The 24,772-nt window shown below is 60.2% G+C and carries 22 protein-coding genes, 2 tRNA genes and 2 pseudogenes; 14 read left to right on the top strand and 12 right to left on the bottom strand.

Features of this window, described 5'->3' with window-relative positions:
- The first annotated feature begins 141 nt into the window (after nucleotides 1–141).
- The 4 genes and pseudogenes from queE (at nucleotide 142) to ltrA (ending at nucleotide 3,518) form a co-directional block, all read left to right on the top strand.
- Entirely contained in the window at nucleotides 142–789 is a 648-nt protein-coding gene (gene queE / locus ACIQUI_RS14030; protein ID WP_391127041.1) for a 7-carboxy-7-deazaguanine synthase QueE, read from the top strand.
- A 17-nt stretch (nucleotides 790–806) separates the two neighbouring features.
- Nucleotides 807–1,481, top strand: a complete 675-nt coding sequence (queC, locus tag ACIQUI_RS14025; RefSeq protein WP_403199428.1) for a 7-cyano-7-deazaguanine synthase QueC — start codon at nucleotides 807–809, stop codon at nucleotides 1,479–1,481.
- Nucleotides 1,482–1,540: 59 nt separating this feature from the next.
- A tRNA-Lys gene (locus ACIQUI_RS14020) sits at nucleotides 1,541–1,616 on the top strand.
- A 480-nt stretch (nucleotides 1,617–2,096) separates the two neighbouring features.
- Nucleotides 2,097–3,518, top strand: a pseudogene (ltrA, locus tag ACIQUI_RS14015) (group II intron reverse transcriptase/maturase).
- Between the two features lie 317 nt (nucleotides 3,519–3,835).
- Here the strand turns inward: ltrA and ACIQUI_RS14010 are convergent.
- The gene (locus tag ACIQUI_RS14010) at nucleotides 3,836–4,309 is read right to left on the bottom strand and encodes an OsmC family protein (protein ID WP_403199425.1); all 474 of its coding nucleotides are present in this window, start codon (nucleotides 4,307–4,309) and stop codon (nucleotides 3,836–3,838) included.
- Between the two features lie 130 nt (nucleotides 4,310–4,439).
- A complete protein-coding gene (locus tag ACIQUI_RS14005) occupies nucleotides 4,440–5,237 on the bottom strand; it encodes an AMP-binding protein (protein WP_403199422.1) in 798 nt (265 codons plus the stop codon).
- Between the two features lie 434 nt (nucleotides 5,238–5,671).
- Here ACIQUI_RS14005 and ACIQUI_RS14000 point away from each other — a divergent pair, with 434 nt between their 5' ends.
- Nucleotides 5,672–6,481: a LuxR C-terminal-related transcriptional regulator gene (locus ACIQUI_RS14000; protein ID WP_403199419.1), complete on the top strand. Its 810-nt coding sequence runs from the start codon at nucleotides 5,672–5,674 to the stop codon at nucleotides 6,479–6,481.
- 171 nt (nucleotides 6,482–6,652) lie between these two features.
- On the opposite strand, the gene ACIQUI_RS13995 is transcribed toward ACIQUI_RS14000, so the two are convergent.
- From ACIQUI_RS13995 to ACIQUI_RS13980, 4 genes and pseudogenes are all read right to left on the bottom strand, one after another.
- Nucleotides 6,653–7,612 carry a cation diffusion facilitator family transporter gene (locus ACIQUI_RS13995; RefSeq protein WP_403199416.1) on the bottom strand — a complete coding sequence of 320 codons (960 nt, stop codon included), beginning with the start codon at nucleotides 7,610–7,612 and terminating at the stop codon, nucleotides 6,653–6,655.
- Between the two features lie 151 nt (nucleotides 7,613–7,763).
- Nucleotides 7,764–8,519: a methyl-accepting chemotaxis protein gene (locus ACIQUI_RS13990; RefSeq protein ID WP_403199550.1), complete on the bottom strand. Its 756-nt coding sequence runs from the start codon at nucleotides 8,517–8,519 to the stop codon at nucleotides 7,764–7,766.
- Nucleotides 8,520–8,621: 102 nt separating this feature from the next.
- A pseudogene (locus ACIQUI_RS13985) lies at nucleotides 8,622–9,611 on the bottom strand (HAMP domain-containing protein); the annotation flags it as partial.
- A gap of 285 nt (nucleotides 9,612–9,896) precedes the next feature.
- On the bottom strand, nucleotides 9,897–11,249 hold the full coding sequence (locus tag ACIQUI_RS13980; protein WP_403199414.1) for an APC family permease: 1,353 nt from the start codon (nucleotides 11,247–11,249) through the stop codon (nucleotides 9,897–9,899).
- Nucleotides 11,250–11,693: 444 nt separating this feature from the next.
- Here ACIQUI_RS13980 and ACIQUI_RS13975 point away from each other — a divergent pair, with 444 nt between their 5' ends.
- Both ACIQUI_RS13975 and nadA read left to right on the top strand, forming a co-directional pair.
- On the top strand, nucleotides 11,694–13,202 hold the full coding sequence (locus tag ACIQUI_RS13975; RefSeq protein WP_403199412.1) for a YdgA family protein: 1,509 nt from the start codon (nucleotides 11,694–11,696) through the stop codon (nucleotides 13,200–13,202).
- Nucleotides 13,203–13,499: 297 nt separating this feature from the next.
- Nucleotides 13,500–14,558: a quinolinate synthase NadA gene (gene nadA / locus ACIQUI_RS13970; RefSeq protein ID WP_391127023.1), complete on the top strand. Its 1,059-nt coding sequence runs from the start codon at nucleotides 13,500–13,502 to the stop codon at nucleotides 14,556–14,558.
- A gap of 109 nt (nucleotides 14,559–14,667) precedes the next feature.
- Here the strand turns inward: nadA and ACIQUI_RS13965 are convergent, their stop codons facing one another.
- The gene (locus ACIQUI_RS13965) at nucleotides 14,668–16,104 is read right to left on the bottom strand and encodes a M48 family metalloprotease (RefSeq protein ID WP_403199410.1); all 1,437 of its coding nucleotides are present in this window, start codon (nucleotides 16,102–16,104) and stop codon (nucleotides 14,668–14,670) included.
- A gap of 121 nt (nucleotides 16,105–16,225) precedes the next feature.
- Between ACIQUI_RS13965 and ACIQUI_RS13960 the strand changes: the two genes are divergently transcribed.
- Nucleotides 16,226–16,465 (top strand): sulfurtransferase TusA family protein, encoded by a 240-nt coding sequence (locus tag ACIQUI_RS13960; protein ID WP_403199407.1) that lies wholly within the window; start codon nucleotides 16,226–16,228, stop codon nucleotides 16,463–16,465.
- A 20-nt stretch (nucleotides 16,466–16,485) separates the two neighbouring features.
- Nucleotides 16,486–17,556: an AI-2E family transporter gene (locus ACIQUI_RS13955; RefSeq protein ID WP_403199405.1), complete on the top strand. Its 1,071-nt coding sequence runs from the start codon at nucleotides 16,486–16,488 to the stop codon at nucleotides 17,554–17,556.
- Nucleotides 17,557–17,829: 273 nt separating this feature from the next.
- Here the strand turns inward: ACIQUI_RS13955 and ACIQUI_RS13950 are convergent, their stop codons facing one another.
- Entirely contained in the window at nucleotides 17,830–18,303 is a 474-nt protein-coding gene (locus ACIQUI_RS13950; RefSeq protein WP_403199403.1) for a peroxiredoxin, read from the bottom strand.
- A 10-nt stretch (nucleotides 18,304–18,313) separates the two neighbouring features.
- The gene (locus tag ACIQUI_RS13945; RefSeq protein WP_003254741.1) at nucleotides 18,314–18,874 is read right to left on the bottom strand and encodes a glycine cleavage system protein R; all 561 of its coding nucleotides are present in this window, start codon (nucleotides 18,872–18,874) and stop codon (nucleotides 18,314–18,316) included.
- A gap of 259 nt (nucleotides 18,875–19,133) precedes the next feature.
- On the opposite strand from ACIQUI_RS13945, the gene dapA reads away from it, so the two are divergent.
- The 5 genes from dapA to ACIQUI_RS13920 all read left to right on the top strand — a co-directional run bounded on the left by dapA (nucleotide 19,134) and on the right by ACIQUI_RS13920 (nucleotide 22,839).
- Entirely contained in the window at nucleotides 19,134–20,021 is an 888-nt protein-coding gene (gene dapA / locus ACIQUI_RS13940; protein ID WP_403199401.1) for a 4-hydroxy-tetrahydrodipicolinate synthase, read from the top strand.
- Between the two features lie 15 nt (nucleotides 20,022–20,036).
- Nucleotides 20,037–21,158, top strand: coding sequence for an outer membrane protein assembly factor BamC (gene bamC / locus ACIQUI_RS13935; RefSeq protein ID WP_403199399.1), 1,122 nt, complete (start codon nucleotides 20,037–20,039; stop codon nucleotides 21,156–21,158).
- Nucleotides 21,159–21,917 (top strand): MBL fold metallo-hydrolase, encoded by a 759-nt coding sequence (locus tag ACIQUI_RS13930; protein WP_019098480.1) that lies wholly within the window; start codon nucleotides 21,159–21,161, stop codon nucleotides 21,915–21,917.
- A 30-nt stretch (nucleotides 21,918–21,947) separates the two neighbouring features.
- Nucleotides 21,948–22,658 carry a phosphoribosylaminoimidazolesuccinocarboxamide synthase gene (purC, locus tag ACIQUI_RS13925; RefSeq protein ID WP_011535129.1) on the top strand — a complete coding sequence of 237 codons (711 nt, stop codon included), beginning with the start codon at nucleotides 21,948–21,950 and terminating at the stop codon, nucleotides 22,656–22,658.
- 91 nt (nucleotides 22,659–22,749) lie between these two features.
- A tRNA-Ser gene (locus ACIQUI_RS13920) sits at nucleotides 22,750–22,839 on the top strand.
- A gap of 179 nt (nucleotides 22,840–23,018) precedes the next feature.
- On the opposite strand, the gene ACIQUI_RS13915 is transcribed toward ACIQUI_RS13920, so the two are convergent.
- The 3 genes from ACIQUI_RS13915 to ACIQUI_RS13905 form a co-directional block, all read right to left on the bottom strand.
- A complete protein-coding gene (locus tag ACIQUI_RS13915) occupies nucleotides 23,019–23,420 on the bottom strand; it encodes a type II toxin-antitoxin system HicB family antitoxin (RefSeq protein ID WP_403199396.1) in 402 nt (133 codons plus the stop codon).
- A 48-nt stretch (nucleotides 23,421–23,468) separates the two neighbouring features.
- Nucleotides 23,469–23,741, bottom strand: a complete 273-nt coding sequence (locus tag ACIQUI_RS13910; RefSeq protein ID WP_403199394.1) for a DUF3077 domain-containing protein — start codon at nucleotides 23,739–23,741, stop codon at nucleotides 23,469–23,471.
- Between the two features lie 137 nt (nucleotides 23,742–23,878).
- Nucleotides 23,879–24,142 carry a hypothetical protein gene (locus ACIQUI_RS13905; protein ID WP_403199392.1) on the bottom strand — a complete coding sequence of 88 codons (264 nt, stop codon included), beginning with the start codon at nucleotides 24,140–24,142 and terminating at the stop codon, nucleotides 23,879–23,881.
- Between the last annotated feature and the right edge of the window lie 630 nt (nucleotides 24,143–24,772).

Here is a 24,772-nt window from a genome sequence, read left to right as displayed (position 1 = left end):
ACCCGCGCCAGCCGCGGGTTTTTTCGTTAGAATCACTGCCCTTTTTTCGTAAACACGCTGCTGCGGATAACGCTATGTCGAGTCCGCGACAGTGCCTGACGGAGGCGGACAGCCTGTTTAGCTGTCACGCCCGTGGCGAGCATGCAAGACACATTACGCATCACCGAAGTCTTTTACTCTTTGCAGGGTGAAACGCGAACGGCTGGGCTGCCCACGGTTTTCGTGCGCCTCACCGGTTGCCCCCTGCGCTGCCAGTACTGCGACAGTGCCTATGCCTTCACTGGCGGTACCATTCGTACCCTTGATTCGATCCTTGAGCAGGTTGCCGGCTTCAAACCCCGCTACGTCTGCGTCACCGGTGGCGAGCCACTGGCCCAGCCAAACGCCCTGCCGTTGCTACAGCGCCTGTGTGACGCCGGTTACGAGGTATCACTGGAGACCAGTGGCGCACTCGACATCTCTGGCACCGATACCCGCGTCAGCCGCGTGGTCGACCTGAAGACCCCGGGTTCCGAAGAGTCGCACCGTAACCGTTACGAGAACATCGAGCATCTGACCCGCAACGACCAGGTCAAGTTTGTCATCTGTTCCCGTGAGGACTACGACTGGGCCGTATCCAAGCTGATCCAGTACAACCTGGCCGAGCGCGCCGGCGAGGTGCTGTTCTCGCCGAGCCACCACCAGGTGAACGCCAGTGACCTGGCGGACTGGATCATCGCCGACAACCTGCCCGTGCGTTTCCAGCTGCAGTTGCACAAGCTGTTGTGGAACGACGAACCCGGACGTTGATTGAGGAGCAAGCACACATGACAGAAAAACGCGCAGTAATCCTGTTGTCCGGTGGCCTGGACTCGGCCACCGTGGTTGCCATGGCCAAGGCCGAAGGCTACAGCTGCTACACCATGAGCTTCGACTATGGCCAGCGCCATCGCGCCGAACTGAACGCTGCCGCCCGCGTTGCCCGTGACCTGGGTGTAGTCGAGCACAAGGTGATCGGCCTGAACCTCGACGGCATTGGCGGCTCGGCGTTGACCGACAGCAGCATTGACGTGCCGGAAGCCCCGAGTGAAGGCATACCGGTCACCTACGTGCCGGCGCGTAACACCGTATTCTTGTCCTTGGCCCTGGGTTGGGCAGAAGTGCTGGAGGCGCGGGACATCTTCATTGGTGTGAACGCCGTGGACTATTCTGGCTACCCGGATTGCCGCCCCGAATTCGTCGAATCCTTCGAGCGCATGGCCAACCTGGCGACCAAGGCGGGTGTTGAAGGGCAGGGCTTCCGCATTCAGGCACCCCTGCAGAACATGAGCAAGGCGCAGATCGTGCAGGCCGGCATGGCTCGTGGCGTGGATTACAGCCTCACGGTTTCCTGCTACCAGGCCGATGATGACGGCCGTGCCTGTGGCAAGTGCGACAGCTGCCGCCTGCGCGCCGACGGCTTCAAGGCGGCGGGCGTAGAAGACCCGACGCGGTATTATTGAAAATTTTTGATGGGGTATTGATTTTTCTTTAGAAATCAGTATTATACGCGCCATCAAATGGGTCGTTAGCTCAGTTGGTAGAGCAGTTGGCTTTTAACCAATTGGTCGTAGGTTCGAATCCTACACGACCCACCATATGCAGTACGTCAAAGCCCGCTACCAGCAATGGTCGCGGGCTTTTTCGTTTGTGCGCCAGGCATGGCGCGTTGCGCGTTAGCGCAACCTGCTTGGTTGTGGTGGCCAAAGCAGGAGACTTGGAGGTGAAAGTCCTCTACACACCCGGCAAGGGGAAGTGTTAGCCAGAGGCAAGGGTGTCGCGGGCGACTGCGAATCTGAAGGAAGCCCGAGGCAAAATGCTGGCCTGACGAACAGGAAGCGGATAGAGGCGGCGCAGTGGGGTAAGAAGGCAAACATCTTCAAAGCCCAATACTTGCACGGAACGCTGCGACGTAGATCCGACAGGCATAAGCAGGAAGGTCACGCGAATTACCCTGGGAGATCTGCACGTTTGCCATTGTGCTACCGAGCGCCGAGAGGCGACGGGACGGACGTGCAGAAGTCAGCCGAAGCCGTAGTAAGTGGTGGTTAACCGCGCCACCAAGGGCCGAACAGGTTATGCCGCCAGTAGGCGCCAGAGTCTCGTCGAATGTCGAAAAGCAGAAATTTCTCCGAGGGAGAACTGTGACCCCAAGTTCCGGACAGAATCCGAGAGTGACGGCTGGCAGTGCGCAGGCATCGACGGCGTCTGTGGCGTGGACGAACGCGGAGCCGGACACGCTGATGGAGCGGGTGCTTGCACCGGCCAACCTGAAGCGTGCGTATCAGCGAGTGGCCAGCAACAAGGGCGCGCCGGGTGCCGATGGCATGACGGTCGCTGACTTGGCTGGCTATGTGAAACAGTATTGGCCAACTCTCAGAGCCAGGTTGCTGGCCGGTGAATACCATCCCCAAACAGTGCGGGCGGTTGAAATCCCCAAGCCGCAGGGCGGCACACGGCAATTGGGGATTCCCAGTGTCGTGGATCGCCTGATCCAGCAAGCCTTGCAGCAACAGCTCACGCCAATCTTTGACCCGCTGTTCTCGGACTACAGCTACGGCTTTCGTCCGGGCAAAAGCGCTCATCAAGCCGTCGAAACGGCCCGCTCCCATGTGGCGACGGGCCATCGCTGGTGCGTGGAACTTGATCTGGAGAAGTTCTTTGATCGGGTCAACCACGACATACTCATGGCCTGTATCGAGCGCCGTGTCGAAGACAAATGCGTGCTCAGGCTTATCCGCCGTTACCTTGAAGCCGGGGTCATGTCGAGCGGTGTCGTCAGCCCACGGCAGGAAGGGACGCCGCAAGGCGGCCCGCTCTCGCCGTTGCTGTCGAACATCCTGCTCGACGAACTTGATCGTGAACTGGAGCGGCGGGGCCACCGGTTCGTGCGCTATGCCGATGATGCGAACATCTATGTGCGTAGTCAGCGGGCAGGCGAGCGAGTACTGACCAGCGTCGAGCGCTTCCTGAAAGAGCGTCTGAAACTGACGGTGAACAGGAAGAAGAGCCAAGTGGCATGGGCGTGGAAATGCGACTACTTGGGTTATGGGATGAGCTGGCGTCAACAGCCTAGGCTGAGGGTAGCGACGATGAGCCTTGGTCGCCTGCGCGGTCGACTCAAGGAACTGCTGCGCGGGGCGCGAGGCCGTAAGGTGGCCTACATCATCGAGCGGCTGAACCCCGTGGTACGGGGCTGGGCGAGCTATTTCAAGCTCAGTCAGAGCAGGCGTCCACTAGAAGAGCTGGACGGGTGAATCAGGCACAAACTTCGCTGTGTCATCTGGCGGCAATGGAAGCAACCCTCTACGAGGGCCAACAACCTGATGCGTCTGGGACTGAGCCGAGAGCGTGCTTGTAAATCTGCCTTCAATGGCCGAGGCCCATGGTGGAACTCGGGTGCGCCACATGTAAATCAGGCCCTACCGAAGAAACTGTGGGATCAACTCGGACTGGTCTCAATACTGGATACGATCAACCGGCTTAGCCGCATAACCTGAACCGCCGTGTACGGAACCGTACGCACGGTGGTGTGAGAGGACGGCGGGTGTGAACCCGCCTCCTACTCGATCAGGGATCATGGGGCCGCTTTGCGGCCCAATCGCGACACAAGGCCGCTCCCACAGGGGCCTGTATATGCCGACCATTGTGGGAGCGGCCTTGTGTCGCGATAGGGGCGCAAAGCGCCCCCAGCTTACTCAGCCCACTCCGGGTCGCCAGTAAACACCACCGTTAGCTGACCACTTCATCCACGTGCATCTTGCGTCGCCAGGCATACCAGCGACGGGCCCTGAACCGCATACCCAACGCAGATGATTCAGCGCTGATGCTCTATAACCGCTTCACAAACCACCGGGAAATTTACCGAGTTGGCAATGAAGCATTCGTGATGGGCCTGTTCGTGCAGGCGCATGGCAAGGTCGATATCCGCCCCGCTTGCGACCACGATTCGTGGGCGCAACGTGACCTTTGTGAAATGTCCCTTACGCTGATTATCGCCCTCAGACATGCGACCCAGCGAGCGATCGACATACTCCAGTACGTTCACATCATTGACGGCACACAGGTGCAAGTACCACAGCTGATGGCAGGCCGAGAGCGAGGCGAGCAGAAGATCCTCTGGGTTCCAGCGCGAGGAGTCGCCGCGAAATGCAGGGTCTGCAGAGCCGGCAATGGTACTTTTGCTACCTTCTTTTATATCGAAATCGCGCAGGTAGGACGTGTAATGGGTCGTTCCTTTACCAGTATTGCCGACCCAGTTCACGGTAACGGTATAGGTATGTTCTTTCATTCTTGGTCCTCTGTAGCCATTTCTATAGTGAAGCCGTTCATAAATCGCTCAAACGCCAGAGCTGCCCGTTCGTCCTTGAGGCGTGCAATGAAGTAGGCAGACCTGTCGTAGAAGCCCGTCTGAGGACTTATCACATCTCCTGCCTTGACAGCAATTTTGGACTCCAGCAACTTAATGGCTTCGTTCTTTCGAAGATGAAATCGTCGACGAACGCCTTATATAGTCCATTTCCCACGCCATACATAAGGCTGGCAGTCTCGCTGGCACCGTAAACAAACGCGTGAACCTCGCATTGCGGTCCAAGAATATGTTTGAAATTATAGATGCAGGCAGGTGAAATTAGTTCGCCAGTTAGCAACAGTTTATGAACTTTCAGCCGTCCAAAAGCATTGAGTCGGGCTGTCTCGTGCAATACTTTGAGGGCTAGAGATGGTGTGGTCATGATGGCCGTTATGGCATAACGTTCTAGCACCTCAATCATCCGCATGTAATTACATATACCTTGGATGGGAAACAATTTGACGTAGCCAGCTTCTAGGTGGCGCAAGGCGAAGGTTGTGGCTTCAATAAAAGGACTGAGCACTCCAGGGTGAATAATGGCCACCCGGTCCGTACCGGCAGTTACCAGTCGTTTGTAGGCAAAAGCTTGGTTGTGAGTGTTCCAAGTGATGTCGACACTGTTGCGCGGTGTTTGCAAAGGGCGAGCAGTAGTGCCGGAGGTTTCGCTGAATAAAATTGCATTCTCCAAAATAGCTTGTTGGTGGTCTTTGGCGTATTCAATCAAGTCCTCTTTTCGCTGCACCGGAAAATCATGAAGAATACTTTCAAGCTGCCGGTCTGCATCTACATTCGCGAGGGAGTTACTTTGTTGAGCTGCTAAAAGATAAGCAGCCGCCTTTTTTCGATTGCCTGTCACAATCAGGTGCATAAGTTAATTTTCGCTGGCGATGAGTGATGTGCCTATTTAACGGTTGGCAAGGCGTGAGGGTCAACTATCAGAGTTGATAGTTTTGATCTGGCGGGCTCGTCTTGTTTTTCTTAGGTTCTGTACCAAGCCACGAGAAAAATGAGGTCCAGCCGGAAGTTTAGGGCTGGCAGGTGGAAATCGTCTAATCATGCAAATTTTTTCTATTCAGTTGTAACATTGTATATCTTGTTGCTCGCTGCTTTTAGAGGCGGAATGGAGTCATCTGGATTTTTATTTGTGGGATTTTGGTCATATAGAGCAGCATTAAGGACAGTGGTGGGAAATTCAGGATTATTTGGCAGAATGGTCGTAGGAATGTTCTGAAGGAAGTTTCTGTGAAATAGGGTTTTTAGTGGTTGGGGTGAAATTCAAAAGGTCACCCTGTAGTTGTCAGTGTGGAGCGTCTGTGGTTTGCTGTGATCCGCAGTGATTTGGAGTGTCTATCTCAATCGAAGAAGTGTGCCTTTATGATTTGCCAACAAGGGGGTGGTATGTTGTGTCGGTGCGATGCTGAATATAGGGATAACTTAGAGTTATTTGGAGGTGTTTCGGATGTCGTTGAGTTAGGTGCCGCTCTAAAAAGGATCGCTATCCAGTTAGGTTTTGAGCAAGCTGTGTTGATTGTGGAGTTTCCTACTCCCTTTAGTCGTCATCGCTGCCTCATGATAAAGGACCGAGAGTCGATGTGGTCTGGGGCAATTGATGATGCTTATATTGCTCCTTTACGGCCTATTCTATTAAGTTGTGCAGAATCCGCTGGCCTGGTTAAATGGAGCTTAGAAGATTCCTCGCTGCTAGTCCCAGAGCAGGGCAGTCCGCAAGAAGAACCGTTACACGGTATCGCAAGTGGTTTTTTATCTAATGACGGTTCGCTTTATTCGGTCTTATTTTTTCGAGCCGCGAAGGGAGGGAAAGAAGTCAGTGATGCTACATTGAACATGAGGATGGCTTGTGTCATAGCCTTGATCAGACAAGTAGGGGTTGATCTGCGGGAAGAGGGAACGTGCGTTTTGAATATGACCAGTCGGGAACTGGAGATTTTACGTTGGACTGCAGATGGTAAGTGTGCCTCCGAAATATCCAGAATATTGTTTATATCTGAGAATACAGTTATCTATCATGTTAAGAAGTTGCTTGCTAAAACTGGGTGTGCAAATAAGCTTCACGTGGTTGCGCAGGCGATAGGTAATAGGTTGCTGTGGTAGCTTAATAGCTATTCTTGAAGGGTCTTGGTATTTGGCTCGGGTTCAAATGTTGGGTTATTGAATTTTGGTTCCTGATGATTGATACAGTCGTAAATCCCCATTTCGCGAGAAATGGGGGTTTAAACTATTTTCATTTCGACGTTTTGCAGATTTGCTTAGTAAGCTGGCGGTCTATTCTGCCCATTCTTTATCCCCGGTAAACACCACTGTAATCCAGCGATCCGGCCCTTCACCCCCAACTGCATCGCCCACTTCGTTGCGCAGCGCGTCCCACTCGTCGATTGTTTTCGCCCCCATCTCTGGTGGCACGATGAAATACAACTCGATCTCCCGTGAGCGTCCTACCTTGGCCACATAGGCCCGATAGGACTGCAAACCGTGCTTGCTGACGAACGCCTTTGCCACGTCATCTACGTGTTCCTTAAGGTCACCCGGCGTGACCAGGAAAATTTCCGACAGCGCCTGGCGCACCACCGACATCGGCAGTGGCACGATCACCAGGCATACCAGTGCCAGCACCGCGGGGTCGATGTACGGCGATATCCACTCCAGTGATGTGCCCTGCACCGCGTAACCAAAGCAGAACGCGATCAACAGAGCAGCGGTGATGCTGGCCGACATCACCCAGCCCTTGACGTCCATGCGCACGAAGTCCGAGCCCAGCTTGCGGTTGGCGCGGGCTTCGACGATGGCGATGGTGACGCAGGCGATCACGGTGAGTACGGCATAGACCATGGCAATACCGAATTCCAGGTGACGGCCGCCTTGCAGCAGGCTGCTGACCGCGTTGATCAGCGCATAGATGGCCACGCCGCTGAGCAGGATGCCATTGAGCGCCAGTACCATGGGTTCCAGGTGCCAGAAACCCATGGTGAAGCGCTCACGTAGTTTGCGTGACATCTGCACGCTGGTGGTGTGCGAGGTAATCAGCTTGACCACCACCAGCGACAGCCCGCTCATGCTGGCGTCGACCAGTGAATACACGCCGTCGAACATGATGGAGAACGAGCCAGAGGCTATGCCAAAGGCGATGCCGATGGTGGCGATGAACAAGGTGACGGCGATCGAGGTGCGTAACAGGCCCTGTTCGCTGGTGATGTCGAAGAAAGTGGATCTGCTTGGGTTTTGCATGGGTTGTGCTCAAAATTAACAATGGTGCGGTGCCTTTGAGGGCCTCTTCGCGGGCTTGCCCGCTCCCACAGGTATGGCGCCACCCTGAAGGGCAGTGCAGTTCCTGTGGGAGCGGGCAAGCCCGCGAAGCAGGCGCATTGGCCCTTATAGGCTAGACGCGAAACTGCTCCATCAGCGCCTGCTGCTGGTTGGCCAGCCGGTTCAAGGCCTGGCTAATCCGTGCCGACTCATCCGCCTGGCCCGCCAGCGATTCGGTCACATCCCGAATACCTGCCACATTGCGATTCACTTCCTCGGCCACCGCGCTCTGTTCTTCCGCCGCCGAGGCAATCTGCAGGTTCATGTCGCTGATCACGGTCACCGCTTCGCCGATCCGTTGCAGGGCCGGCAGCGCCTGCTCCATGCGTGCCGCGCTGTCCTGAGCCTGGCGCTGGCCTTCGTGCATCGCGCCCACCACATCCTGGGTACCTTGCTGCAGGCCTTCGATGACCTGGCGAATTTCCTCCACCGACACCTGCGTGCGCTGCGCCAGCCCCCGTACTTCATCGGCGACCACGGCAAAACCGCGCCCGGCCTCGCCAGCGCGGGCGGCTTCGATGGCGGCATTCAGTGCCAGCAGGTTGGTCTGCTCGGCGATGGTGCGAATCACTTCCAGCACCGAGCCGATCTGCCCGCTGCGTCCTTCCAGCGCACGCGCCTCGTCCATGGCGGTGTCCATGCCGGGTGCCAGGCGGTCGATTCCCTGGCGGGTGCTGTCGATCAGTTGCAGGCCTTCGCGGCTGGCCTGGTCGGCGGCGCGCGCGGCCTGGGCGGCCTGTGAGGCATTGTGGGCAACATCCAGCGCGGTGGCGCTCATTTCGTTGGCCGCAGTGGCTACTTGCTCGATTTCGCGGTGCTGCTGCTGCATGCCACTGCTGGTCTGGCTGGCGATGGCGGCTGACTGGTCGGCAGTGCTGCGGGCTTCCTGCAGCGAGCCTTTGACCTGGGCAATGATCGGCTGCAGCTTGTCGAGGAAGCGGTTGAACCACCCCGTGAGCTGGCCCAGTTCGTCCTCGCGGGCGTAGTCCAGGCGGCGGGTAAGGTCGCCTTCACCGCTGGCGATGTCTTCAAGGCGTGCGGCCACGGCCAGGATGGGGCGGGTAACACCCCGTGCGGTCAGCCACACCAGCAGCAAACCCACCACTGCGGCGCCCAGGCCGATCAGCAAACTGGTGAGATTGGCTCGTTGGTTGTGCGCGTCCAGGCGCTGGTTGAGGGTAACGGCCGGTGCCTGCAGCACGCTTTCAGGCAACTCCAGCAACACCTGCCAGGGCGCCGCGTCAGGGATTGGGGCAAAGGGGTGGGCCACTCGCAACAGGCCGTCGGCTACCGCCTTGTCCATCGGCTTGCCGAGCGTACCGGCGTCGCGGCTGTTGCCAGCCAGCAGGCCGGCGGCGCTGGCAATACTCACCTGGCCCTGGCCATCGAATAGCTCACGGCGGCCGTCAACGCTCAGTTGCTGCAGGTTGGCCAGGCCGATGTCCAGGCCAACAACGCCCACTACCTTGCCGTGCTCGAGCAGCGGCACGGCAATGCTGGTCATCAGCACCTGGCGGCCGTTGACCTCGTCCAGGTACGGTTCGAGCATGCACGCCCTGGCAGTGTCCTGCGGGCAGGTCAGCCAGCGGTTTTTCGCCGCGCCGTTGCTGCCGATGCTGGCGTCACCGAGCATCGATTCCGGCATGGCCTCCAGCTCCAGTGTGCCGGGGGCGGGCTGCGACCAATACAGCGAGAAGCGCCCGCTTTCGTTGCTGCCTGCGGCATCCTGGCCGACGAACTGGCTGTCCTGCTGGTCCAGAGCGTTGGGCTGGAACACCAGGTACAAGCCGATCACATCCGGGTTGCCGGCCAGGCTGGCACGGGCCTGGCGGGTCAGTTCGGCGCGCAGGTCGCTGCCGCCACGGGCCTTGAGCACCTGCACCAGGCGGGCAAAGCCATTGCCGTACTGGTAGGCGTCCATGAAGTAACGCTGGATTCGCAGGGCCTGGGTTTCGGCGTGGGCCTGCAGGCGATGGCGTGTGCTGGTGTCGAGCATGGCGGTGTTGGCCTGGTTGACCAGGGCAGCGCTGCGCTGCGCCTGGGTCAACGACGTGGCCACCAGCAAGGCGACGATGGCCAGCAGGCACAGGCCGGCGAGCAGGGTGATCTTCCACTGGATGGAGAGGCGACGCAGCGGCATGAGGGTATTCCTTTTCGAACAAGTACAACGCCCGCGGTCAGGCGCGGGCGTTGTCGGCAGCGTGGGTCATTCGGCGACGTAGTTGGGTGGTGCTGCCCGGAAGGCTTTGGTCAGCCAGCCCAGATAGACCAACCCCAGCGCAGCCCAGATGCCGCCGAACATCAGCGAGTGCGCGTTCAGGTCAAGCCACAGCGAGACAATGATGCAGAAGCCGATGGTAGGCAGCACCAGGTACTTCAGCTGGTTGGCCAGGCCTTTGCGGTTGCCTTCGCGCAGGTAGCAGTGGTTGATCACCGACAGGTTGACGAAGCTGAACGCAACCAGGGCGCCGAAGTTGATGATCGAAGTGGCGGTCACCAGGTCGAAGAAGATTGCCGACAGCGAGATGACACCGACCACGGCAATGTTCAGCACCGGTGTCTTGTAGCGCGAATGCAGGCGGGCGAAGACGCTGGCGGGGATCACGTTGTCGCGGCCCATCACGTACAGCAGGCGCGACACGCTGGTCTGCGAGGCCAGGCCCGAGGCGATGGTGTTGATCACGGTGCAGGCGATGAAGATCGACTGGAACAGCTTGCCGCCGACGTACAGGGCAATTTCCGGCAGGGCCGCTTCCTGGTCATGGAAGCGCGCCATGGTCGGGAAGTAGGCCTGGATGAAGTACGACACGGTGATGAACACCACACCGCCGATCAGTGCGGTGAGGAAGATCGCCCGCGGGATGGTCTTGGCCGGGTCACGGGTTTCTTCGGACAGGCAGGTGACCGCATCGAAGCCCAGGAACGAGAAGCACAGGATGGTCGCGCCGGCGGCCAGGGCACTGAACTGGGTCTGGCTGTCGGCAAATGGCATCAGGCTCCAGGCAGTGCCCAGCCCTTCGCCGTGGTCCAGGCCGCGCACGCACAGGTAGATGAAAACGGCGATGATCGCCACCTGCACACCGACGAACAGCAGGTTGAAGTGCGCTACCAGGTTCACGCTGCGCATGTTGATCAGGCTGATCAGGGTGACGAAGCCGGCCACCCACATCCACTCCGGCACTTCCGGGAACATGGCCGACAGGTACAGCTTGGCCAGCAGCGCGTTGACCATTGGCAGCAGCAGGTAGTCCAGCAGCGACGACCAGCCGACCAGGAAGCCCACGTGCGGGTTGATCGCGCGCTGGGTGTAGGTGTAGGCCGAGCCCGACTGCGGAAAGCGTTTTACCAGGGTGCCGTAGCTCACGGCGGTGAACAGGATGCCGGCCAGCGCCAGGATGTAGGCGCTGGGAACGTGGCCGGCGGTAATCCCGCTGACGATGCCGAAGGTGTCGAACACGGTCATCGGCGTCAGGTAGGCCAGGCCGATGATGATTACGTGCCAGAGGCGCAGGGTTTTACGGAGTTGGCCGTTGCCGGTTGCGCTGTGGTCAGGCTGCATGCTGGCATGGCTCCTGCGGCTGGGCGTAAACGTCGGGCACGGTGTATTGCGCATGCGGCAAGGGCGAGCGGGTGGGCTCCATGTTGTTCACCTTTTTTGTAGGAGCGGCGGAAGGCGCGTGGGGGGACGCGCAAAGTGGTGAAAATAAAAAACGATGGGTAGGTTGGTGTCAAGTTAAACATGACAAGATGTTGCTGAATTGAAATATTTATCGATTTAAACGGAGATATGTTCGGTTTTTGCGCGTTTTTGCGCGGTTATGATCAATTTGAATGTTCGTAAAAATTAACAAATAGTCACTCCTCGACTGGGTTGTCAGACCCTTCCGAAAAAGTGTTTTTTCGCGTTTCGGGTTGACCTTCGTCTACTGTCGCGGTGGTACTCTTCGCTTTCTGGGTAGCCTTCTGCTGCCCAGGCAGCCCTTACGGACTAACGGTTCTATTCATGAAGAAATCAGTAGGCATCCTTTCTGGCCTGGCTATCGCCATTGCCGTCGTAACCACCGCTGGCGCCTGGTACACCGGCAAGCAGTTGCCTGCCGAGCTGGACCATGCCCTTGAGCGCAGCAACACGGAGCTCAAGAAGGCCCTGGTGACCACCGGCGGCAGCATGAGCATCGAGCGGGTGTCGCTGGAGCAGCATTTCTTCAGCAGTACCGCCCAGTACCGGCTCAAGGCCCGCGACATCAACGTGGGTGAAGGTGAGGTGGTGAGTTTCGACGTGGGCGTGACTGACCAGATCGAGCATGGTCCGTTCCCCTGGTCACGGGTCAAGGCGTTGAAGCTGATGCCGGTCATGGCGGTCAGCAACAGCACCCTGCAAAAGGACGATGCCACTGCAGCATGGTTTGCCGCCGCAGGCGAGCAGGCGCCGGTCAGCGCACAGACCAGCCTGGGTTACGACGGCAATGTGGTCAGCCAGGTCCGGTTGGCGCCGGTCAAGCTTGACGAGGCGGACGGCAACAGCCTCGACTTCTCGGGCATGCGGCTGGAGGTCAGTGGCGACAAGGAAGGCAAGGCTTCGAAGTTCCACGGTCAGGCCGACCGTTTCGTGATGAAGCTTGTGCGCGACGACCAGCCGCCAGCAACGTTCGAGCTGACCGGCCTGAAGGTGGGTGGCAAGCTGGCGGCCACTGCACACGACGCCATCTATGTGGGTAACGTCGACCTGTATCTGGCCGAAACCAAGGTCACCCTGGGGCCGAAGCAGCAGGTGTTGCTGATCAAGGGCCTGGAGCAGAATGCGCTGCAAACCCTCGAAGGCCCGGATACCGTAGGCGGTCGCGTGGACTACAAGGTCGGCGACATCACCTGGGATGGCCGTGCGGTGGGCAAGGCGCAGATGGCGATAACCATTGCTTCGGTCAACGCGCCGGCGCTGCAGGCGTTGTCGAAGTGGTACCAGGCGCATTTGCCGGAGTTCGAGGCCGCAGCTGCAGCCGGCCAGCCGGTGCCGCAGATCCAGATGAGCGACGCAGAGAAGGCCATGTTCCAGGGTGACCTGCACAAGCTGCTGGCCGCCAAGCCCAAGGTGGCCATAGAAAACCTGTCGTTCAAGACCGCCAATGGCGAGAGCCGCTTCAACCTGTCGATGGGCTTCGCCGCCCCGGCCAGCTTCGACCTGCCGCCGGACCAGTTGAGCAAGCAACTGATCACCGAAGTGAAGAGCAAGCTGTCGCTGTCCAAGCCGATGATGGGTGACCTTGCGACGTTGCAGGCGCTGCTGGATGGCCAGACCGACGCCCAGGCGATTGCCATGCAGTCGAGCCAGGCGGGGGAAATGGTCGGCATGATGGCCCTGCAGAGTGGCCTGGCTACGGTCGAAGGCAACGATGTAGTGAGCAGCCTGCACTATGCCGATGGCATGGTCGACTTCAACGGCAAGAAAATGACCGTGGAAGAGTTCGCCATGCTCATGGCCGCACACCTGGCCGCCCTGTCCCCGCAGGGTTGATTGATTGAACCTGTACCGGCCTCTTCGCGGGCACGCCCGCTCCCACAGGTTACTCATTGGTCCTGAGGGCGGCGCCGTACCTGTGGGAGCGGGCATGCCCGCGGAGAGGCCAGTGCAGCCAACACAAAAACCACTTTAGAATTCGCTGGATTGTCTGTAGCCTTCGGCCTCCGATAATAATCCGCGCCCGCAGAGGGCCGTGGCGGCCTGCGTGCCGTCCGGCACCCTTAGCCGATCTGCCAGGGCCGGGTGATACACTCGATTTGATGCGCACACGCGCCTGCAGGTCCAGCGATCATGACCCAGATTTCCGAACGCCTGTTGGTTCAGGCTCACCTCGATGCCAAGCAGCCCAACCCGCTGACAGCCGAGCAGGAGGCCGAATACCGTGCGGCCATCGCTGCCGAGCTCAAGGCCCAGAATGCCGTGCTGGTCGCCCACTACTACTGCGATCCGGTCATCCAGGCGCTGGCTGAAGAAACCGGCGGCTGTGTGTCCGACTCGCTGGAAATGGCCCGCTTTGGCAAGAACCACCCGGCCGAAACGGTGATCGTGGCCGGTGTGCGTTTCATGGGCGAAACGGCGAAAATCCTCACGCCGGAAAAGCGCGTGCTGATGCCCACGCTGGAGGCCACGTGCTCGCTCGACCTGGGCTGCCCGGTGGAGGACTTCTCAGCCTTCTGCGACAAGCACCCTGAGCGCACCGTGGTGGTGTACGCCAACACGTCTGCTGCGGTAAAAGCCCGTGCCGACTGGGTGGTAACGTCAAGCTGCGCGTTGGAAATCGTCGAAAGCCTGATGGATAACGGCGAGACCATCATTTGGGGGCCGGACCAGCACCTGGGCCGTTACATCCAGAAGCAAACCGGTGCCGACATGCTGCTGTGGGACGGTGCCTGCATCGTTCACGAAGAGTTCAAGTCGCGCCAGCTGGCCGACATGAAGGCGCTGTACCCGGACGCAGCGATCCTGGTGCACCCCGAGTCGCCGGAAGCAGTGATCGAGCTGGCGGACGCAGTGGGCTCCACCAGTCAGCTGATCAAAGCGGCGCAAACCCTGCCGAACAAGACCTTCATCGTTGCGACCGACCGCGGCATCTTCTACAAGATGCAGCAGTTGTGCCCGGATAAAGAATTTGTCGAGGCGCCGACTGCCGGCAATGGCGCGGCGTGCCGTAGCTGCGCGCATTGCCCGTGGATGGCGATGAATACCCTGGAGCGGGTGTTGCATTGCTTGCGTAATGGCGGTGATGAGATTTTCGTTGACCCGGCGCTGGTGCCCAAGGCGATCAAACCGCTGAACCGGATGCTGGACTTTACCCAGGCGGCGCGGCTGAAGCTGTCTGGTAACGCCTGACGCCAGACCGCGTAGCCTTCTTCGCGGGCATGCCCGCTCCCACAGGTACAGCGCAACGCTTACGAGCGGCGCGGTCCCTGTGGGAGCGGGCTCGCCCGCGAAAGGGCCCTCAACGCCCCATCATTTCCCGAACCATCCGCTGCTGCTCCATGATCTCGCGCTGGCGCTGGTCAATCTGCGAAGCCAGCGGGAAGTTGCCGCCCGCCCGGCGCTTGGCGTAATCCAGCTGCTGGATCGCCTGGTCAAAATCCCCCACCAAGGTGAAGTACTCCGCCCGCGCCCGGTGCAAGCCAATGGTGTTGCCCGACAAACCCCGCACCTCAGCCATGTCGTACCACACGTCCGGGTCGTCCGGCCGGCTCTTCACCAGCTCGTTCAACACCTTTTCCGCCTCGGCAGGCTTGTTCTGTTTCACCAGCAAATCGGCCCGCACCTGTTTCAGCGGGTAGTTGCCCGGGTACAGCCCCTGCATCCGCTCGGCCCGCTGCTGCGCGTCGGCCAGGCGGTTGTTGGTGATGTCCAGGTCAATCTGCGCCAGGTTATAGGTGATGTCGTTGGGCGCCTTGGCCAGTAGTGGCTTCAGGTTTTCACGCGCTTCGTTCAGCTGGCCTCCCTTGACCTGCGCCAGGGCCAGACCATAGCGGGCGGCGTCCAGTTTGGGGTCGTCATCGAGCTGGGTGCGGAAACGCTTGGCCGCAAGGCCTGGGGTTTCTTCGTAGATCAGCGCCACGCGAGCGCGAATCAGCTGGTAGCGCTGGCTGTCCTCGATGCCGCCTTTGGGCGCCTGTTCGGCGCGGTTGCGGGTGTCGGCGATACGTGATTCTGTCACCGGGTGAGTCAGCAGGAATTCCGGCGGCTTGGCGCCGTAGCGATACTGCTGCGCCAGGCGTTCAAACATGGTCGGCATGTTGCGAGGGTCGTAACCGGCCTTTTCCAGGTTTTGAATACCGATTCGGTCGGCTTCCTGTTCGTTCTGCCGCGAGAAACGCCGTTGTTCTTGAATGGCCGCCGCCTGGGTACCGGCAATCATGCCGATACCGGCATCGCCGGCACCACCCGCTGCCAGCACGATACCGGCCAGCAATGCTGCCATCATCGGCAGTTGCATGCGCTGCTGGGCTTCTACGCCGCGGGCGAAGTGGCGTTGTGACAAGTGCGCCAGCTCGTGCGCCAGCACCGAGGCGTACTCGCCTTCGGTTCGGGCGTTGAGGAACAAGCCGCCGTTGACCCCGACAATGCCACCAGGCGCGGCGAAGGCGTTCAGCTCGCGGCTGTCGATAAGGATGAACTCCAGGCGCCGGTCCTGCAGTTGGCTGGTCTCGGCCAGCTTGTACACACTGCTTTCGACGTAGTCCTTGAGCTGCGGATCGTTCAGCTGGTTGACCTGGCCGCGCAGCAGGCTCAGCCAGGCACGACCCAGTTGGTGTTCCTGCTGCGGTGAAACGATCGCAGAACTGGCGTCACCCAGCGATGGCAGGTCGTCAGCGTGGCCGGGTAGGGCCAACAGGCAGGCCAGCGTCAGCAGGGTAGGGCGCAGTAGATTCATGCATGAAGCTCGCGTCGGTCAAAGATACCTACTGTAGCGGGCTCACACGTTGGCGACCAGTGGCGCTATCCTAGCCGACCCTGCCAGCCAGCAGTCTGGCAACGCCTTTGGAGACCCTGCGATGAGTGACCCCCTGACCTGCGACGCCGAACTGGACGCCAGCGGGCTGAATTGCCCTTTGCCGCTGCTCAAGGCCAAGATGGAGCTCAACCGCCTGGCCAGCGGCGCGGTGCTCAAGGTGATCGCCACGGATGCCGGGTCGCAGCGTGACTTCCGCACTTTCGCCCGGTTGGCCGGTCATACCCTGCTGCAGGAAACGGCCGAGGCCGGCACCTACACTTACTGGCTGCGCAAGGCCTGAGTCTTTTCCAAGGATCGTCAATGTTCAAAGTGCTTCGCGACTGGATGCAGCGCTACTTCTCCGATGAAGAAGCGGTGGTGCTGGCGGTCCTGTTGTTTCTGGCTTTTACCGCGGTACTGACCCTGGGCGGCATGCTGGCCCCAGTGTTGGCGGGCATGGTGCTGGCGTTCCTGATGCAGGGCCTGGTCAACGCCCTGGAGCGGGTGCGGGTACCCACCCGGCTGGCGGTGATGCTGGTGTTCGCCCTGTTCATGGGCGCGCTGGCAGTGTTCTTGCTGGTGCTGGTGCCGCTGCTGTGGCACCAGCTGATCACCCTGTTCAACGAGCTGCCGGGCATGCTGGGCAAGTGGCAGTCGTTGCTGCTGCTGTTGCCGGAGCGCTACCCGCACCTGGTTTCGGACGAGCAGGTGCTGCATGCCATCGAGTCTGTGCGCGGGGAGATCGGCAAGTTTGGCCAGTGGGCGCTGACCTTTTCGCTGTCGAGCCTGCCGTTGCTGGTCAACGCCATGATCTACCTGGTGCTGGTGCCGATCCTGGTGTTCTTCTTCCTCAAGGACCGCGAGCTGATCGGTCGCTGGGTCAGTGGTTACCTGCCCAGCCAGCGCGCCTTGCTGAACCGGGTGGGCAGCGAGATGAACCGGCAGATTGCCAACTACATTCGCGGCAAGGGCATCGAAATCCTGATCTGCGGCATTGCCACCTACATCGCCTTCATCAGCCTGGGGCTCAACTACGCCGCGCTGCTGGCGTTACTGGTGGGGCTGTCGGTGGTGGTGCCGTATGTGGGCGCGGTAGTGGTGACGGTGCCGGTCACGCTGATTGCGCTGTTCCAGTGGGGTTGGGGCGACCAGTTCATCTACCTGATGACGGTGTACGCGATCATCCAGGCGCTGGACGGCAACGTGCTGGTGCCGTTGCTGTTTTCCGAGGCGGTTAGCCTGCACCCGGTGGCGATCATCTGCGCGGTGCTGCTGTTTGGCGGGCTGTGGGGGTTCTGGGGGATCTTCTTTGCCATCCCGCTGGCGACCCTGATCAAGGCCGTGCTGGATGCCTGGCCCAGACAGGAGCCTAGTGTTTCACCGATGCTGTAAGTGAAGTTGGGGCCGCTTTGCGGCCCTTCGCGGGCACGCCCGCTCCCACAGGGCCGCATCAGGGCTGACAAGTGTTTGCCACAAGATATGCAGCGCCTGTGAGATCGAGCGCCGCCCGCGCGGCGCTCGATCTCACACACGCTGAAGATGCCGCGGCGAGCACTGGCAACCCTGATACCATTGCCAGAAACCATAGAATCTCCCACAGGGCAGGGCTCAACTCCTGTGGGAGCGGGCGTGCCCGCGAAGGGCTGCAAAGCAGCCCCAATCAATTCAGGCTTTATTCAGGGCCTGAGCAGCAGCCAGCACGGCATCCACATGCCTCGGCACCTTCACCCCACGCCATTCCTGGCGCAGCACACCGTCCTTGTCGATCAGGAAGGTGCTGCGGTCAACGCCCATGTATTCCTTGCCGTACAGCTTCTTCAGCTTGATGACGTCGAACAGCTGGCACAGGGCCTCGTCCTTATCGCTGATCAGCTCGAACGGAAAGCTTTGCTTGGCCTTGAAGTTCTCGTGCGACTTGATGCCGTCACGCGATACGCCGAACACCACGGTGTTGGCGGCGGCAAAGGCGTCATGCTGGTCACGGAAGCCCTGGCCCTCGGTGGTGCAGCCCGGGGTGCTGTCCTTCGGGTAGAAGTACACCACCACCTGCTGGCCCTTGAGCTCCGCCAGGCTGACGGTTTGCCCGCTGGTGGCCTGGGCCTGGAAGTCGGCGACGGGTTGGTCGAGTGCTACAGCCATGGTGGTTTCCTTACATGGGGTTCTGTGGGCGCCAAGGCTCGATCAGCGCGTCCAGGTTCAGGGCATCGGCAAAGTCCAGGAACTGGTCTCGCAACCAGCTGATCTGGGTGCCGGCCGGCAGGATCACGGTGAACTGGGCGTTGAGCATGCTGCTGCCGGTCTGCGGGGCCAGGTAGGTGTCGCAGGTCATGGCCTCCAGCTCGACGCGGTGGTCGAGGAAGAACTGGCACAGCTCGTTGATGATGTCCGGGCGGTAGGCGGCGCTGACGTAGGCCACGTATGGCAGGGCTTGCGGGCGTACTTCCTGGTCGGCGCTGCGCACCACGTCCAGGGTCAGGCCGTGCTTTTTGCCCAGCCCCGGCAGGGTGGACTCCAGGCGTGCAAGGGCGTCCCAGCTGCCGCCCACCTGCAGCACCAGGGCGCTGGTCTCGCCGTGGCGGCTCAGGCGCGAGGTGACCACCGCGCAGCGGTTCTCGAAGGCAGCGCGGCTGAGGACGTTGGCCAGTTCCATGGGGTTTGGGCCCAGGGCACTGATGACAAGGAATTGTTCGCGGACGGTGGGGGTGGACATGCAGCGTTCCTAAAGCGATGAGCGGTCGGTACAGGACGGGCGAAAGCCTCCTGTCGGCAGGGCCCGGGGCTCGCATGCGAGGTCGTGGACGCTGGCGGGGAGCAAGGTCGACGGCCCGGCGGGCCGCGCTGCACCGATCAAAGCATCAAGGGTAGCGAAATAAGGCGCCGAGGGGAATGCTCCGCCCGCCTGCTTCGCTTGTGCAAGGCCGATGCCCCCAGTACCATTACGGCTCTCTTTTTCCGGCAGGAGCAGTTACATGATTGCGGGCAGTATGGTGGCATTGGTCACACCCATGGATGCACAAGGGCGTGTGGACTGGGGCAGCCTCGACAAACTTGTAGACTTCCACCTGGAAAACGGCACCCATGCGATCGTCGCTGTCGGCACCACCGGTGAGTCCGCCACGCTGGATGTCGAAGAACACATCCTGGTCATCAAGCACGTGGTCGAGCGCGTCAAGCGCAGCAGCCGCCGTGTTCCGGTCATCGCCGGTACCGGTGCCAACGCCACTGCCGAAGCCGTGCACCTGACCCAGAACGCCAAGAGCGCCGGTGCCGACGCCTGCCTGCTGGTGGTGCCGTACTACAACAAGCCGACGCAAGAAGGCCTGTACCAGCACTTCAAGCACATTGCCGAAGCCGTCGACATCCCGCAGATCCTCTACAACGTACCCGGCCGCACCTCCTGCGACATGCAGGCCGAGACCGTGATCCGCCTGTCGACCGTGCCAAACATCATCGGTATCAAGGAAGCCACCGGCGACCTGGTCCGCGCCAAGGCCATCCTCGATGGCGTCAGCAGCGACTTCATCGTCCTGTCCGGCGATGACCCGACTGCTGTCGAGCTGATCCTGATGGGCGGCAAGGGCAACATCTCTGTTACCGCCAACGTCGCCCCGCGCGAAATGGCCGATCTGTGCGAGGCCGCCCTTGAGGGCAATGCCGAGAAGGCCCGCGCAATCAACGAAAAACTCATGCCGCTGCACAAAGACCTGTTCTGCGAAGCCAACCCGATCCCGGTGAAGTGGGCGCTCGTCGAAATGGGCCTGATGCAAAAGGGTATTCGCCTGCCACTGACCTGGCTGAGCGAAGGCTGTCACGAAAAAGTCCGTACTGCCTTGCGCCAGTCCGGCGTACTGGTTTAAGAGGAAGTACACCGCATGAAGCGACTGGCTGGTCTTTCCGCCCTTGCCCTGATTATCTCCAGCACCAGTGGGTGTGGCTGGCTGTGGGGCGAAGATGGCTATTTCCGCGACCGCGGCAGCGACTACCTGCAGGCGCACCCGACCGCGCCGATGCAGCTGCCGCCGGACGCCAGCAACGTCAAGCGCCTTGATCCGCTGCTGCCAATCCCGCGTAACGTCGCCGACGATCACGTCGCCGGCGAGTTCGAAGTGCCGCGCCCGCAACCGCTCACTGGCGGTGCTGCCCAGGTAACCGACTACAGCCTGCAGCGCAGCGGCAGCAGCCGTTGGGTGCTGGCCCAGCATTCGCCGGCCGAAGTGTGGCCAGTGGCCCGGCAGTTCTTCGAGGACAACGGCTTCCGCATTGCTGAAGAGCGCCCGCAGACCGGTGAATTCAACACCACCTGGCAGCGCTTCGACGAGCTGTCGGCATCGCTCGGTCAGCGCCTGGCCAGCACTGCCAGCAGCGGTGACAGCGAAGTGCGCGTACGTGTGCGCATGGAGCCTGGCGTGCAGCGCAATACTTCCGAGGTGTACGTGGTCAGCGTCGAGCGGCCGGCCGGCAGCACTGCCGAGCCTGCTTTCCCGTCCACGTCCAGCAACACCGGCGCCGATGCCCTGCTGGTTGACGAAATGCTTGCCAGCATGAACCGCAGCGCCGAGAAGGGCGGTTCGGTGTCGCTGCTGGCTGCGCGTGATTTCGACGCGCCAAGCCGTGTCAGCCTGAGCGAAGACGGTAGCGGCAACCCGGTGCTGTACCTGGGTTCCGACCTGGACCGTGCCTGGTCTGGCGTAGGCCGTGCCCTGGAGCAGGGTGGCGAGTGGCGCGTCGAGGACATCAACCGCAGCCTGGGCCTGTACTACATCAACCTGTCTGAAAAGCCTGACGACAAGCAGAACCAGCCTGGCTTCTTCAGCCGCATGTTCGGCAGCGAGCCAACCAAGGAAGAGCGTGAAGCCCGTGCCGAGCGCTATCAGGTTCGCCTGAGCAAGGTGGGTGAGAGCGTGCAGGTCACGGTCGAGAAAAACATCAACACCGTGGCTCCGGCCGATGTCGCCCGCCGTGTGCTGAGCGCCATTCAGGACCACTTGGGTTAAGTGCGCTTCGCGGTACTCGGAAGCGGCAGCCAAGGGAACGGCACGCTGATCGCCAGTGGTGACACGTTCATCCTGGTCGATTGCGGGTTCTCCCTGCGCGAAACCGAGCGGCGCCTGGCGCTGCTCGGTGTGTCGGCGGCCCAGCTCAGCGCGGTACTGGTGACCCACGAACATGCCGACCACGTGCATGGGGTGGGCTTGCTGTCCCGGCGCTACAATGTACCGGTCTACCTCAGCCAGGGCACTTTGCGCGGCATGCGCAAGCCGGTGGAGGTGGCCGGTTTTCTCGCTTGTGGCCAAAGCCTGCGTATCGGCAGCCTGGAAGTGACCGCAGCGCGGGTTGAGCACGACGCCTACGAGCCGTTGCAATACGTGATCAGCGATGGCCAGCGGCGCTTTGGCATGTTGACCGACCTGGGTTCGTACGACGCGCTGTTGCTGGAGCGTTACCAAGGCCTGGATGCACTGTTGATCGAGGCAAACCACTGCCGCGACCTGCTGGCACGCGGTCACTACCCGGCCTTTTTGAAGCAGCGGGTGGGTGGCATGCAAGGGCATTTGAACAATCACCAGGCTGCGCGCCTGGTGCACGAGTTGGGCTGGAACAACCTGCAGCACCTGGTGCTGGCCCACCTCAGCAGCAAGAACAACCTGCCACACTTGGCCCGCCAGTGCTTCGTCGACACCCTTGGGTGCGACCCGGACTGGCTCCAGGTGGCGAATCAGGAACACGGGCTCGACTGGCGCGAAATCGCCTAGCCCAACACCTCAAGCAAGCGGAGCCCAATCATGGAAAAACGCGACGAACTCTACCGCGGCAAGGCCAAATCGGTTTACAAGACCGACGACGCCGACCGCTTGATCCTGCTGTTCCGTAACGACACCTCGGCGTTCGACGGCAAGCGCATCGAACAACTCGACCGCAAAGGCATGGTGAACAACAAGTTCAACGCCTTCATCATGCAGAAACTGGAAGAAGCCGGCGTGCCGACCCAGTTCGACAAGCTGCTGGGCGACAACGAGTGCCTGGTGAAGAAGCTGGACATGATCCCGGTTGAATGCGTAGTGCGTAACTACGCTGCCGGCAGCCTGGTCAAGCGCCTGGGCGTGGAGGAGGGCATCAAGCTGGAGCCGTCCACCTTCGAACTGTTCCTGAAGAACGACGAAAAGGGCGACCCCTTCATCAACGAATCCCACGTTGTTGCGTTCGGCTGGGGCACCGCCGAGCAGCTGGTCGAAATGAAAAAGCTGTCGCTGAAAGTCAACGAAGTGCTGAGCAAGCTGTTCGATGACGCCGGCCTGCTGCTGGTCGACTTCAAGCTGGAGTTCGGCGTATTCCACGGCCAGATCGTGCTGGGCGACGAGTTCAGCCCGGACGGCTGCCGCCTGTGGGACAAAGAAACCCGCAAGAAGATGGACAAGGACCGCTTCCGCCAGGGCCTGGGCGACGTGATCGAAGCCTATGAAGAAGTTGCCAAGCGCCTGGGCGTGCCGCTGTAAGCGGCGCGTTCACGCAAGCGCCTGATACCACGCGATTTTTTTGAAAAAAAGATTTGCGTTTTAAAAAAACGCTGGTAAGATGCGCGGCATTGGAGAGATGCCGGAGTGGTCGAACGGGACGGATTCGAAATCCGTTGTACTGGCAACAGTACCTAGGGTTCAAATCCCTATCTCTCCGCCATACAAGATCAAGCCCCTGGAAAAGAAAGTTTCCAGGGGCTTTTTCGTTCGCGAGAGTTTGTTGGTGAGGGCGGGTGTATTGCCCTCATGCGCTCCCGAGGCGGTCTGTTCGATTCGAAGCGCTAAGTGCCTACCATTGAAATCTGTAGAGCCCCAGCATTGAGTGGGGCTTTGTTGTCTCTAGCGACCCAGCTTTTCCATGGCTGCATCGGCCAGGAACGAAGACCGGCTCTTTACGTTGTGATCACGCACGTACCGGTCGATCTGTTGGATGACGAATCCTGGCAACGTGACGTTTACTTTCTCGGTCTTGCCCAGATACGGCGTGATGTCGAGTTCCAGCATCCCCCAGCCCATGCCAGCGAAAGCCGGATTTTTCCGGTGTAATGCCGCGCTGGTAGGCATTGGAATGGCCTGCCCGCTGCTGGCAATCTCCTCCAACATGATGTGGGCCACCTCAATAGCTGCCGCATAGGCCTCTTCGAAGGTGTCGCCCGCAGTTACCCCGCCAGGGATGTCAGGAATCTGAATACCAATAGCGGTGTTTTCGTCGCCCCATTCAATGCAGATTGGGAATTGCATGGCTTTCTCCTTCAGCGCAACGGAAACCGACTTGCGGCACATCGTCGCTCATTTCTTCATCATCCCCAACTCAGCATCATCCAGCAACGCCTTGGCCATCGCACTGAGGTAATGCGAGGCCCAGATCAGTTTCTGGTCGCCGTCCATCAGGCCGGTGATGATCAGGTCGCGCACGTAGCCCATCAGCTCCGAGGCCTGCTCGCGGGCGTCCTGGCAGGGGATGCCGGCTTCGATGCGGAACAGGGGGTGGGTGTTGTTTTCGCCTTGGTAGAAGCAGGTCTTGCCGACTGTGGTGGGTTCTTTGGTGTAGTGGGTGGGCATTGTTTTTATCTCCCTGGACTCTTGGTTGTCTGGGCTGGCCTCTTCGCGGGCTTGCCCGCTCCCACAGGTACGGTGCAGTGCTTGAAGGTTATGGAGTCCCTGTGGGAGCGGGCGCGCCCGCGAAGAGGCCGGGCCTGCTAATGCAAGGCGTAGGGCTCAGCAGGTAAATGCGGCCGCATCTGCAACTGCATCAATGCCGACTCGACCAGCCCCTGTACCGCCTCCATTTCATGGATCACGGCCTGCATCACGATCGAGCTGTGGGCAGTGGGTTTGAGTTGCACCGACTGGCGGGCCACGGACAGGGCGCAGAGTACGTACTCTGAGGACTGGACGAGGGTGTCTTGCAGTACTTGAGTTGAATCGAGGGAGTGGGGTGGATCGGGGACCATCTTGCGCATACACATCTCCAGGATCATTGGAGCTGCCGCAAGCTTGCTGTCAAACAAGAGGGTGGCAGCTGTACATGGGTTGACAGACCGAGGATCCCGGAGCAACTCGGCGCACCACGAGGGTGCCCCACATACAGCCGCCATAAACAGCGCACGTGTGCGGGAAATCGACGGCCTGTCAAAGCCGGTCGTTGATTTTGCAACGACAAGCCGAGACTAGAGCGCGACATAACCCGTCGCAAGCGTTTGAGCGGTTTGGCAGTATGTTTGGGAAATGGCCTACACGGAAGGGGATGATTCTGAGTTTCTCGTGTAGGACGGGGCCGCTTTGCGGCCCATCGCCGGCAAGCCAGCTCCCACAAATACTGCACAGACGATGAGAACGGCGCGTTACCTGTGGGAGCTGGCTTGCCAGCGATGGCCTGCGAAGCAGGCCTGCTTCAGGGCGGCTTCTCGCAACATTTTGTCTTGAACTGCCAATGCCACCTTGCGCTACAATGCGGGCCTCTACTACGCCACTCACGCCCAGGCCACACGCCGTAATGATTACGCGCGCTGGGCGATGAACTCTTCCTGACATGGATTCGTTGGATGCTTTGCGCCGTACTGGTCTCCCCCTGCGCCCCTCGCTGGACGGCT

Source organism: Pseudomonas sp. NPDC090592 (genome assembly GCF_044769185.1).
Lineage (GTDB): Bacteria > Pseudomonadota > Gammaproteobacteria > Pseudomonadales > Pseudomonadaceae > Aquipseudomonas.
The sequence above is the reverse complement of the archived record's forward strand: the minus strand, read 5'-3'. Positions and strand labels throughout refer to the sequence as shown.